Genomic DNA, 12,428 nt, shown 5'->3' on the forward strand with positions numbered 1-12,428 from the left:
GGCGGCGGCCGCCTCAGCGCTCCGAGAAGGCCCGCTCGAAGGGCGCGATGAAGGGCCGCGCGAGATAGCGCAGGATCGACTTGCCGCCGGTGAGGATCTGCGCCTCCACGGTCATCCCCGGCAGCAGCGCGCGGAGCTGGCCGCGGCGGCCCTCGCCCTCGGCGAGGCGCAGGCGGATCTTGTAGTAGAGTTCGGCCTCCGCGGTCTCGAAGGTGGTGGCGGAGATGCTCTCGACCCGGGCGCGCAGCTCGCCGAAACCCTCGCGGTCGAAGGTGTCGACGGTGACGGTGGCCGGGTCCCCCACCGCGACATGGCCGATATCCGCCGGCGAGGCGCGCACCTCGGCCACCAGCCCGGCCGAGGCCGGCACGATGCGGGCGATGGTCTCGCCCGGCAGCAGCACCTCGCCGCGGCCGCGCGGCGAGAGCTCGTGCACCAGCCCGCGGATCGGCGAGATCACCACGAGCTGCTCGACACGCTCCTCAGCCTGCTTGATCTGCTCGTCGAGCACGGCGGTGCGGTGCGCGGTCTCGGCGCTGTCGGCGGCCCAGGCGGCCACGGCATCGACCCGCAGCTGCTCGGCGCGGGCCGTGGCCTGGGCGCGGGCGCGGGCGGCACCGGCGCGGACGCGGACCGCCTCGGCGAGGTCGGCCCGGGCATGTTCGAGGCGCAGGCTGGCCTCGAACACGAGGTCGCGCGAGGTGTGGCCGCGCGCGAAGACCTGCTCGCGCATGGCAAGCTGGGAGGCGGCGATCTCGACCCGGGCGCGGTCGCTTGCGATCTCGGTCTCGGCGGCGGCGATCTCGTTGGCAAGCTCCGCCAGCTCGGCGCGGGCGGCGGCCTGGGCGGCCTCGTGGGCGCTGCGCTCGGCACGGAACAGCGCCGCCTGCTCCGCGGCGAAGGCGGCATAGCGTGGCGGTGTCGCGGAGAAGTCCGGGGTCTCGCCGGTGAGCAGGGCGGAGAGCCGGCGGCGCTGCAGCGCCAGCGCCGCGCGCCGGCTCTCGAGCTGCGCCAGCTCGGCCGCCGCGGCGATCCTGTCGAGCATCAGGATCACCGTGCCGGGCTGGACCAGATCGCCCTCCTCGACGAGCAGCTGCGCGATCCGCCCGCCCTCGAGATGCTCGACCGCCACCGGTGCGGTGAGCGGCACCGTCTGCCCGCGGGCCACCGCGATCTCGCGGATCTCGGCGACCCCGGCGATGGCGATCAGCAGGACGAAGGCGAGGCTGCCGAAGCCGAGCACGCGGCGCGAGCGCCCGGCGGCGGCGGCGCCATCGGCATCGAGCGGCAGGGGGCGCTGCGGCGGCGCGCGGCGCGGGCCTCGGGTCAGTCGCATCGGATCGGGTGCATTGGCTGGGCCTCGCTTCGGGCAGGCTTCGGGAGCGCGGATGTCAGAGCGCGACGATCTCGTCGCAGAGCGCGAGCAGGCGCTCGTCATCGCTGGCGACGAGCACGGTGGAGACCCCCTTGAGCGCGCGCAGCTTCGCCTGGAGCGCCGCCACCGCCGGCGCCTCGAGGCCGGCGGACGGGTCGTCGAGAGCCAGGATCGCGGGCGCCCGGCAATAGACCTGCGCCAGCGCGATCTGGCGCCGCGTGCCGGCCGGCAGGGCGGCGATGGCGGCGGCATCCATCGGCTCGGTGAGGGCGCTGCCGAGGGCAGGGTCCGCCGGGTCGATCCCGGCCTCCTCCAGCGCCGCGAGCATGGCGGCCGGGCTGGCCTCGGGATGGGCGAGGCGCAGATTGTCGAAGATCGAGCCGGCAAAGAGCGCGGGCTCCGCCGGGGCGTAGCCGATGCGGATGCGCAGCTCGCGCCGGGCGAACTGGCGGATGTTGACGCCGTCGATCAGGATCAGCCCGGAGACCGGCTCCTGCAGCCGCACCAGCAGCTCGAGCGCGCGGGCTGGCGCATCGCCGCCGGTGCGGCGCAGGCCCAGCAGGCTGCCGGGCTCGAGGCTGTGCGTGAGGCTGGCGAGGCGCTGGGTGCCGTGGCTCTCGGCCCGGAACAGAAGGTTGCGGAACTCGATCCGGCCGGCGAAATCCTCGAGGAAATGGTGGCTGCGGGCGGCCGGCTCCTCGCCCGCGAGCGCCAGGAAGCGGTCGAAGCGCCGGGCGGTCTCGGCCAGGCCGGCGAGCCGCGGCAGCGTCAGCGCCAGCCCCTGCACCGGCGCCAGCAGCTTCCAGACCAGCATCAGCGCCGCGATCAGGCCGCCGGTGGAAAGCCCGCCCCCGATCGCCAGATGCGCGCCGAGCCAGACCGTGAGCGTGCCCGCGGCCATGGTGGCGAACTGCGCGAAGCCGGTCAGCACCGCCTGGTGGGTTTCCGCCCGGTGGCGGCTGAGAAAGAGCGCCCGCGCGCATTCCGCGACCCGGGCGGCCCAGATCCCCTCGGCCTGCTCGTTGCGGATCGCGGCGGCGCGCGCCACGGTCTCGGCCGCGAGATGGCGCCAGCCGGCCTCTGCCGCCTGCGCCGCGGCGGCCTCGCGGCGGGCGGCAAGTCGCGCCGCCAGCAGCGCCAGCGCCATCGCGCCGAGCGCGGCCATCGCCCCGGCCGCGAAGACCGGGCTGATGGCGACCAGCGCGGCGACGAGCGCTGCCAGCGCCAGGAGCTCCGCGCCCTGGCCGAGCGCGGCGCCGAAGCCCGCGGAATAGCCCCGGGTCAGCTCGCGCATCTTCTCGATCTGCTGCACCTGCGGTGTGGCCTGCAGGCTCTGCAGCGAGAAGCCGAGAAGCTTGCGCTGCACCCGGCTTTCGCAATCCGCCAGGAAAGCCGCCTGCAGCGCCGCGAGCCGTCTGGTCCGGGCCGCCCGCAGCCGCGCCTCGAGGCCGAGGATCAGCCCGGCCATGGCCAGCAGCGGCAGCACCGGGCCGGGATTGCGCGGGGCGATGGCGAGGTTGAACAGCAGCATCACGATCAGCGGCTGCGCCAGCGCGATGGCCGCCGCGGCGAGGCCGAGCCAGAGCACCTGCCGCAGCGCCGCCCGCTCGGCATGGAGGAAGCCGGCAAGGTGCCGGTCGCCCCCCGCCGGGGCCGTGCCCGCCCCGGTGCCGCTCGCCCCGGTGCCGCTCGCCCCGCCGGGTGCGGCGCGGCAGATCGGCACCACCGTTGCCGGCAGCTCGATCATCGTGAAATCCTGCGCCTCGGGGTCGAAGCCGAGGGCGGCGGTCCCGGAGACCCGCTCGATCAGCACGGTCGGGGTGCCGGGCGCGAGCTCGGCGATGCAGGGGAACTCCACCTCGAGCAGGTCGCGCGGCGCGCGGCGCTCGATCAGCGCGGCGACCGAGAGATTGTCGAGCACCGCGCGCAGCGCCGGCAGATCGGCGATCGCCCGGTCGACGGGCCGGGCCTCGGCCAGCTCGCGGCTGCCGACGAACTGCCCGAGCGCATTCAGGAAGGGCCGCAGGCATGCGGCATGCGGGGAGGGCGCGGCCCCGGCATCGGCGCCGAAGCCGAGGCGGCGCAGGATCTCGGCCCGGTCGTCCTCGCGCGCCGGCGCCGCGAGCGGCAGGAGCGGCGGCATAGCGGCCTCACGCGACATGGATCACCGCCTCGGCAAGCCGGGCCGCCGCCGGATGGTCGGAGACGATCAGCACGGTGGCGCTGCCGCGGAGGTCGCGAAGCGCCTCGGTCAGCCGCTCGGCCAGCGCCGGCTCGAGCGCGTCAAGCGTGTCGTCGAGCACCAGGAGCGCGGGGTGCCCGGCCAGCATCCGGGTGAGCGCCGCCCCCTGCACGAGCCGCCGCGGATGGGCGCCGGGGGCATCGCCGCGCAGGCGGCTCTCGAACCCGTCGGGCATCTGCAGCACATCCTCGCGCAGGCCGAGCAGGCGCGCCATGGCGGCGGCCCGGTCGAAGCTGGCGCGGCGGCCGAAAAAGGTCATGTTGCCATGCAGCGTGCCGTCGAAGAGGGCGAGATCGCGGCCGATGAGGCAGATCGCGCCGTCATGCGCGGCGCGGTAGGCCTCGGGCGCCATGCCGTCGATCCGGATGCCGCCGGCGCCGGCCGGGTCGCGCCCGATCAGCCCCTGCAGGAACGCCGCCCGGGCGCGCCGGCGGTGGAAGCGCAGCCGGGCCGCGCCGCCGGCGGGAACGGTGGCCGCCTCGACCGGGGTCAGCGGGCCTTCGCCATCCGGCCCGATCCGGGCCGTCGCACGGGCCGGCAGCACGACCTCCGGCGGGCCGGCGACGCGGCTGCGGGCCGGCTCGGGTGCCGGCGGCAGGGCGAAGATCCCGCTGGCGCTCTCGAGCGCGAGGCGGAAGCTCTGGTGCTCGCTCCACAGCGCGGCGAGGCGCAGCACCGGCTGCACGGCCCGGCCCGCGAGCATCGAGCAGGCGGCGACTTGGCCCACCGTGAGCTCCCCGGCAGCCGCCGCCAGGGCGCCGCAGACGACCACGCCGAGGGTGGTGCAGCTGCCGAGCAGGGCGCCGAGGATCTGCCCGCGCTCGGCCGCCTCGGCCAGCGCCGCATGGGTCTCGGCCGAGCGGGCGGCGAGCGGCTCGAGCCGGCGCAGCATCAGCCGCTCCATGGCATGGGCCTTGACGCTGCGGATGTTGCGGAAGAGCTCGCCCCAGCGCCCGGCCATGGCGATCTCGTGCGCCCGGCGCGCGGCGGCGGCCCGGCGGAGCCGCGCGCCCTCGGCCAGCACCGCGAGGGCGAACACCAGCACCAGCGCCGCCGGCGCCAGCACCAGCCATCCGCCGATCAGCCAGATCGCCGCGAAGAAGAGCAGCGCGAAGGGCAGGTCGACCGCCACCTGCCGCGCGGCGCCGCCGAGATGCCCGGCCAGCCGCGCCATCGCCTCGATCCGCTCGGCGGTGCGCGCCGCCGGCTCGCGGGGCAGGGCCGCCTCGGGCGCGGCGAGGAGGCGCCGGATGCCGTCGCAGGCGATGTTGTGGGCAAAGCGCGCGGCCGACCAGCTCAGCAGATGCGCCCGCGCGGCCTTCAGCGCGAATTCGAGCAGCAGCACCAGCACCAGCGCGAGCGCCAGCATGTCGAGCGTCGCCACCGCCTGCTTCGGCACGATGCGGTCATAGACCTGCAGGATCGCCACCGGCAGCGCCAGCCCGATCAGGTTGATCGCCAGCGAGGCGGCGAGCGCCGAGGGCGGGCTCGCCAGCAGCCCGGTGAAGGGCATCCCCGCCGCCCGCAGCGCCCGGGCGGGGCAGAGCAGGTGCCAGAGCCGCCCGGCGGGGAGGGGCGGCCCGTGCTCGGGCGGTGCTGCCGTCTCGAACGCCACGCGGGTCTGCCTCCTGCCGCCGGGATCCTGCTGCCGGGTCGGATGGCAGGGTGGCGGCAACAGGCTTACGGAACGGTTAAGCGGCGCCCCTCAGGCCTTCGGTGCCGCCCGCAGCAGCATGCCGAAGAGATCGCGCGGATCGTCCGGGTCGGCCAGCAGGTCGAGCTCCTGGAAGAGCCCGGTGGCCGCCGCCCTGTCGCGGACATAGCGCAGCGCCGAGAAGTCCTCCGTCGCGAAGCCCACCGAATCGAACAGCGTGATCTGGCGCGGATCGCGCCGGCCGGGCAGCGTGCCGGCGATCACGCGCCAGAGCTCGGTCACCGGGTGGTCCGGCTCGAGCTGCTGGATCTCGCCCTCGATGCGGGTCTGCGGCGGATACTCCACGAAGATGTCGGAGCGCATCAGGATGTCGCGGTGCAGCTCGGTCTTGCCCGGGCAGTCGCCGCCGACCGCGTTGATGTGCTGGCCGGAGCCGATCATGTTGTCGGTGAGGATGGTCGCGTTCTGCTTGTCGGCGGTGGCGGTGGTGACGATCTCGGCGCCCTCGACGGCCTCCTCCGGGGTGGTGCAGGCGGTGATCTCGAAGCCGCGGCCGGCGAGGTTGGCCATGCAGCGCTCGGTGGCGCCATGGTCGATGTCGTAGAGCCGCAGCCGGTCGATCCCGAGCATCCGCCGGAAGGCCATGGCCTGGAACTCCGACTGCGCGCCGTTGCCGATCAGCGCCATGGTGCGCGCGCCCTCCGGCGCCAGGTATCTCGCCGCCAGCGCCGAGGTCGCCGCCGTGCGCAGCGCGGTGAGGATGGTCATCTCCGAGAGCAGCAGCGGATAGCCCGAATCGACATCCGAGAGCACGCCGAAGGCGGTGACCGTCTGCAGCCCCTCCCGCGTGTTCTTCGGATGGCCGTTGACATACTTGAAGCCGTAGGAGGTGCCGTCCGAGGTCGGCATCAGCTCGATCACCCCCTCCGGCGAATGCGCCGCCACGCGGGGGGTCTTGTCGAAGAGCTCCCAGCGGCGGAAATCCGCCTCGATCTCGCCGGCCAGCTCGGCGAGGAAGGTCTCGATGCCGACCGCGTGCACCAGCTTCATCATGTGGTCGACGCTGACGAAGGGCACGAGGTTGATCCTGTCGTGCCGGGTCACGGCGGGGGTCCGGGTATCGGCGCTGTCGATGGCGTTCATGTCTCTCTCCAAATGTCTCAGGCGGCGCGCGACCAGCGCGAACGGGTCTGGCGGTCCATCACCCGGCGGCCGAACAGGCTCGCGGCGAGGTCCACCATCAGCCGCGCGGTGCGCCCGGCCTCGTCGAGGAAGGGGTTCAGCTCGGCGATGTCCATCGAGGTGACGAGGCCGCTCTCGTGCAGCATCTCCATGATCAGATGGGCCTCGCGGAAGGTGGCGCCGCCGGGCACCGTGGTGCCGACCGCGGGGGCGATCTCCGGCTCGAGGAAATCGACGTCGAGGCTGACATGCAGCATCGCCCCGGCCGCCGCCGCCTCGTCGAGGAACGGCGCCAGCAGGGCCGCCACGCCGCGCTCGTCGATCTCGCGCATGTCGTGCACCCGCAGGCCGTGGGCCAGCACCAGGTCGTGCTCCGCGCGGTCCACCGAGCGGATGCCGAGCATCGTCACGCGCTCCGGCGCCACCGGGGTCTCCAGCGGCCCGCCGAGGAAGGGCTCGAAGCCCGGCAGCCCGCAGAAGAAGGCCGCCGGCGTGCCGTGGAGATTGCCGCTCTCGGTGGTGGCGAAGGTGTTGAAATCGGTATGCGCGTCGAGCCAGAGCACGAACAGCGACCGGCCCGCCGCCGCGGCATGGGCGCTGGCGCCGGCCACCGTGCCGGCCGAGAGCGCGTGATCGCCGCCGAGGAAGATCGGCAGCTCGCCCGCCGCCAGCGCCGTCTCGGCGCCCGCCTTCAGCGCCCGCACCCAGCCGGCGACCGCGCCGGCATTGCGCGCGCGGCCGGGCACCGTGAGCCCCGCCACCGGCTCGGGCCGCAGGTCGCCCCGGTCCTCGACCATGTGGCCGAGCCCGGACAGCGTCTCGACGATGCCCGCGGTGCGCAGCGCCGCCGGGCCCATCACTGGGCCGCGCTGGCTCGCGCCGCATTCCATGCCTGCGCCATAGAGTGTCACCTGTCGCATCGCTCGTCTCCTGCCCGGGTCCGGGCCGCATGGTTTCGGAAGGGGGTCGGTCTGGCTTCCCTGGCGCGGATCATGACCGGGGGCGCTGGCAGTTTGCACCTGGATAATTGACAAATCGCCGGGCAATTTCGATCATCATGGCAGGTAACCTTGATCGAAATGGCAGATCGTGGATGACATCGACCGCAAGCTGATCGCGCTGCTCCGCCATGATGGCCGCCGCTCCGTCTCCGATCTGGCGGCGGAGCTCGGGCTGGCGCGGGCCACCGTGCGCGCGCGGCTCGACCGGCTGATCGGCTCGGGCGAGATCGCCGGCTTCACCGTGGTGATGCGCAGCGACCTGCAGGCCGATCCGGTGCGCGCCATCACGCTGGTGGAGATCGAGGGCAAGGCCTCCGACGATGTCGCCCGCCGGCTCGCCGCCATGCCCGAGGTGCTGAGCGTGCACACCACCAATGGCCGCTGGGATCTCGTCGCCGAGATCGGCGCGCCGGACCTGCAGAGTTTCGACGAGACGCTGCGCCGGATCCGCCTGCTGCCCGGCATCAGCCTTACCGAGACCAACATCCTGCTCTCCACCCGCAAGCGGGCCGGGATGGTGGCGCCGCCGCGCTGAGCCGGCAGCCCGGCCGATCCGAACAACCTGTCGGCAACCGTGTTTCTTGGCGGTGTTTCAAGCCGCGGCCGCGAGGATGCGCCCGTTCGCTCCCGCCGAATGCCAGCCCGAGGCCCCCAGCCCAAGGACCCCAGCCATGGCCCAGCCGCCCGATCTCACGGCCGATCCCGACCCCGTGGCTGCCATCTCCGCCGACGGGGCCGCCTTCGACCGGCAGCGCGAGCATCTCGCGGGGCTGCATCGTGGCTGGCTGCCGGAGGCGGCTCGGCTGTCCGACCCGCGGCCGGGGCAGGAGGGGGTGCCCGGCGGCGCTGCGATGCTCTCCGGGCTGCTGCCGGACCCGCAGTTGCCAGGGCGGGTGCCCGCTGCGGCCGTCCCGCCGCCCGTGCGCGGCCCGGCGGGCGGGGCGGAGGCGCTGCTGCCGGTGCCCGACGGGCGCATCGCCTTTGCGCTACCCGAGCCGCTGCCGATGCCGGCCGAGGGCCTCTTCGCCTTCCCCGCGGCGGTGCCGCTGGGCGCGACCCTGCCACCGCCGCCGCCGGAACCCGCCCGGAGCGGCAGGGCTGCAGGAGGCGCCGCCACTGCGCCCGGGCCCGTGGCCGTCCCCCCCGCCGAGCCGGCGCGTCCCGAACCGCCCGATGCCATCTCGAAGAAGGAACCGCCCGCCAGGGAGCCGGACACGGACGACGCACCGCCTCCCGAAGCGCCACCCTCGCCGTCTCCTGTGCCAGAAGATGAGCCTCCCGTAGACGATCCCGGCCCGGTGGACGAGCCCCTGCCCGAGGCGCCGCCCGCGCCGGCCCCTGTCCCGGACGAGGAGTCTCCCGTGGAGGACCCTGGCCCGGTGAGCGAGCCTTTGCCCGAGGCGCCGCCGGTGCCGGCGCCTGCGCCGGAGGAGGAGCCTCCCGAGGAGGACCCTGGCCCGGTGGGCGAGCCCTTGCCCGAGGCACCGCCGGTGCCGGCGCCTGCGCCGGAGGAGGAACCGCCCGTGGAGGACCCCGGCCCGGTGGACGAACCCATGCCCGAGGCGCCGCCCGCGCCGGCTCCTGTGCCGGATGGGGAGCCTCCCGTGGAGGATCCCGGCCCGGTGGACGAGCCCTTGCCCGAGGCGCCGCCTGCGCCGGCTCCTGTGCCGGATGAGGAGCCTCCCGTGGAGGATCCCGGCCCGGTGGACGAGCCCTTGCCCGAGGCGCCGCCTGCGCCGGCCCCTGTGCCGGATGAGGAGACTCCCGAGGAGGACCCCGGTCCGGTGGGCGAGCCCTTGCCCGAGGCGCCGCCTGCGCCGGCTCCTGTGCCGGATGGGGAGCCTCCCGTGGAGGATCCCGGTCCGATGGACGAGCCCATGCCCGAGGCGCCGCCTGCGCCGGCTCCAGTGCCGGATGAGGAGCCTCCCGTGGAGGACCCCGGCCCGATGGACGAGCCCCTGCCCGAAGCGCCGCCCGCGCCGGCTCCTGTCCCGGACGAGGAGTCTCCCTTGGCCGATCCCGGCCCGGTGGATGAGCCCATGCCCGAGACGCCGCCCGTGCCGACTCCTGTGCCGGAAGAGGAGCCTCCCGTGGAGGACCCCGGCCCGATGGGCGAGCCCCTGCCTGAGGCGCCGCGCACGCCGGCCCCTTTGCCGGATGAGGAGCCCCCCGAGGAGGACCCCGGCCCGGTGGACGAGCCTTTGCCCGAGGCGCCGCCTGCGCCGTCTCCTGTGCCGGATGGGGAGTCTCCCGTGGAGGATCCCGGTCCGATGGACGAGCCCATGCCCGAGGCGCCGCCTGCGCCGGCCCCTGTGCCGGATGAGGAGACTCCCGAGGAGGACCCTGGCCCGGTGGGCGAGCCTCTGCCCGAGGCGCCGCCCGCGCCGCCTCCTCTGCCGGAGGAGGAACCGCCCGTCGAGGACCCTGGCCCGGTGGCGGAGCCGGACCCGGACCATGCGCCGGACGGGCTGACGCTCGAGGGCGGGCGGATCTCCGAGGCGGCGGCGGGGGGCACGGTGGCGGCCCGGCTGCTCGGCAGCGACCCGGGTGCGGGGGATACGCTCTCCTATGCCCTCGTCGGCCCGGCGGGCAGCCCCGCCGTCCATCCGCTGTTCGAGATCGACGGCGACCTGCTGCGCCTGCGCGACGGGGCGGCGCTCGACCACGAGACCGCGCCGGAGATCGCGCTCACCATCCGCGTCACCGATGCCGCCGGGGGGTATCTCGATGTGCCGGCCGTCATCGCCGTCACCGATGCCAACGAGGCGCCGACGGCGATCCGGCTCGACCGCCCGGCGGCGGTGGCGGAGAACAGCCCCGGCGCGGTCGTCGCCGGCCTCGCGGTCGCCGATCCGGATGCGGGCGACCGGCACCGGCTCGCCGTCTCCGACGGCCGCTTCGAGGTGGTGGCGGACGCGGCCGGCGCGCTGCAGCTCCGGCTGAAGGCGGGTGTCCTGCTCGATCACGAGGCGGAGCCTCAGATCGCGCTCACCATGACCGCGACGGATGCCGGCGGCGCCAGCCACCGCGAGACGGTCCGTGTCGCGGTGACCGATATCGACGAGGCGCCGGCGCTGGCGGCGCGATCCGCCCCGGTGCCGGAGGACGCCGCGGCCGGGACGGTGGTGGCGCGCTTCGAGGCGTCGGACCCGGAGGGCGGCGCGGTTGGCGCCGCCCTGGTGGACGCCGCGGGCGCGCGGCTCGAGCATCCGCTGTTCGAGATCGCGGGGGGCGAGATCAGGCTCCGCGAGGGCGCCGCGCTCGACCACGAGGCCGCCCCGGGCCACGCGCTGACGCTGCAGGCCAGCGATGCCGCGGGCAACGCCGTGACGCAGGCGCTGACGATCACGGTGACCGATGTCAACGAGGCGCCGGACGGGCTGGCGCTCGAGGGCGGGCGGATCTCCGAGGCGGCGGCGGGGGGCAGGGTGGCGGCCCGGCTGCTCGGCAGCGACCCGGATGCGGGGGATGCGCTCTCCTATGCCCTGGTCGGCCCGGCGGGCAGTCCCGCGATGCATCCGCTGTTCGAGATCGACGGCGATCTGCTGCGCCTGCGCGGCGGGGCGGCGCTCGATCACGAGACCGCGCCGGAGATCGCCCTCACCATCCGCGTCAGCGATGCCGAGGGAGCCGGCACCGACCGGACGGTGCTGATCGCGGTCACCGATGTCGACGAGGCGCCGAGCCTCCGGGCCGAAGCCGTGGCCGTGCCGGAGGATGCGGCGGCCGGCACGGTGGTCGCCCGCTTCGAGGCGGCCGATCCGGAGGGCGGGGCGGTCACCTATCGGCTGGTGGACGGGGCCGGGGCACCCCTCGACCATCCGCTCTTCGAGATCGCCGGGGGCAGCCATATCCGCCTGCGCGAAGGCGCCGCGCTCGATCACGAGACCGCCCCGGGCCACGCGCTGACGCTGCAGGCCAGCGATGCCGCGGGCAATGCCGCGACGCAGGCGCTGACGATCACGGTGACCGATGTCAACCAGGCGCCGACGGCGATCCTCTATGCCGATGCGGGCCATGGCGCGGCGGCGCCGGGCAAGTATCTCGGCGATTTCCTCGCGGTGGACGACGACCCCGGCGACAGCCACGGCTTCCGGCTGCTGGAGGGCGGCGTGGTGGGCGGCGAGCCGGACTACTGGGGCCCGCACGACACCGCGGTGCGGCCCTATCTCGGCAGCGATGCCGGCAGGCAGGGATCCGGGCTCCGGCTGGTCTCCGAGGGGCGCATCCACGATGCGGCCGGCAATGCCGGAGAGAGCGTCTGGCGCCTGCGCAACGGCTCCGACAGCGCCCGCGAGGCGGTGGTCTCGCTGAACGGGCAGGAGGTGGCCGTGGAGGTGCCGGCGCATGGCGATCTGGCGCTGGCCTTCCCATCGGGCGGCACGGCGACGCTCTACCACGGAGGCGTGCAGGTGGATGTTGCGGCCTCCGGTTCGCAGAGCTTCGAGCCGCAGACGATCGCCGGCAGCACGGAGGGCGGGCAGGAAGTCTTCGAGATCCGGGGCGATGCGCTGCACGTGGTGAAGGGCGTGCACCCGCACGACATCCCGAACGGGCCGCGGGATTTCGTGATCGAGGCGACCGACGGCGCCGGCAACACGCTGGTCGAGACGGTGACGGTGGATGTCTGGCGGCCGGGCGGGCAGAACCATCCGGGCGCGATGGCCGCGCCGGAGACAGCCCCGGAGACCGCAGCGGCCCGGGCCGAGGCGATGCGGGCCGAGGCGACACGGGCCGAGGCGGAGGCGGCGCCCGCGCCGGCGGAGAACTGGGCCGAGGCGGTGGAGGCCGCCGCGACCGCCCCGGACGCCTCGGGCGACTGGACGGCGGATATCGAGGCGGCAGGCGCGGCGGAGGGCGGCGACATCGCCGCGGCGATGGCCGAACCGGTCGAGATGGCGGGCCTTGCCGAGCCCTCGGCGCTCGACGGGCTGGAGGGGCTCGACGGCCAGGCCTGACCGCCCGGCTCGACCG

General features: G+C 75.0%; 7 protein-coding genes. 2 read left to right on the top strand and 5 right to left on the bottom strand.

Annotation, left to right across the window (positions count from 1 at the left end; all coding sequences use genetic code 11):
* Nucleotides 1-13: 13 nt before the first annotated feature.
* The 5 genes from QSJ97_RS06035 to rocF all read right to left on the bottom strand — a co-directional run bounded on the left by QSJ97_RS06035 (nucleotide 14) and on the right by rocF (nucleotide 7,373).
* A complete protein-coding gene (locus QSJ97_RS06035; protein ID WP_285670755.1) occupies nucleotides 14-1,336 on the bottom strand; it encodes an HlyD family type I secretion periplasmic adaptor subunit in 1,323 nt (440 codons plus the stop codon).
* Nucleotides 1,337-1,391: 55 nt separating this feature from the next.
* The gene (locus tag QSJ97_RS06040) at nucleotides 1,392-3,518 is read right to left on the bottom strand and encodes an ABC transporter ATP-binding protein (RefSeq protein WP_285670757.1); all 2,127 of its coding nucleotides are present in this window, start codon (nucleotides 3,516-3,518) and stop codon (nucleotides 1,392-1,394) included.
* 7 nt (nucleotides 3,519-3,525) lie between these two features.
* Nucleotides 3,526-5,232: an ABC transporter transmembrane domain-containing protein gene (locus tag QSJ97_RS06045; RefSeq protein WP_285670758.1), complete on the bottom strand. Its 1,707-nt coding sequence runs from the start codon at nucleotides 5,230-5,232 to the stop codon at nucleotides 3,526-3,528.
* Nucleotides 5,233-5,322: 90 nt separating this feature from the next.
* The gene (gene ocd / locus QSJ97_RS06050) at nucleotides 5,323-6,414 is read right to left on the bottom strand and encodes an ornithine cyclodeaminase (RefSeq protein ID WP_285670759.1); all 1,092 of its coding nucleotides are present in this window, start codon (nucleotides 6,412-6,414) and stop codon (nucleotides 5,323-5,325) included.
* A 17-nt stretch (nucleotides 6,415-6,431) separates the two neighbouring features.
* A complete protein-coding gene (rocF, locus tag QSJ97_RS06055; RefSeq protein WP_285670760.1) occupies nucleotides 6,432-7,373 on the bottom strand; it encodes an arginase in 942 nt (313 codons plus the stop codon).
* Between the two features lie 169 nt (nucleotides 7,374-7,542).
* On the opposite strand from rocF, the gene QSJ97_RS06060 reads away from it, so the two are divergent.
* The gene (locus tag QSJ97_RS06060; RefSeq protein ID WP_285670761.1) at nucleotides 7,543-7,989 is read left to right on the top strand and encodes an Lrp/AsnC family transcriptional regulator; all 447 of its coding nucleotides are present in this window, start codon (nucleotides 7,543-7,545) and stop codon (nucleotides 7,987-7,989) included.
* Nucleotides 7,990-9,805: 1,816 nt separating this feature from the next.
* Nucleotides 9,806-12,412 carry a hypothetical protein gene (locus QSJ97_RS06065; protein WP_285670762.1) on the top strand — a complete coding sequence of 869 codons (2,607 nt, stop codon included), beginning with the start codon at nucleotides 9,806-9,808 and terminating at the stop codon, nucleotides 12,410-12,412.
* Nucleotides 12,413-12,428: the final 16 nt, after the last annotated feature.

This window comes from Paralimibaculum aggregatum, assembly GCF_030270585.1.
GTDB lineage: Bacteria > Pseudomonadota > Alphaproteobacteria > Rhodobacterales > Rhodobacteraceae > Thermohalobaculum > Thermohalobaculum aggregatum.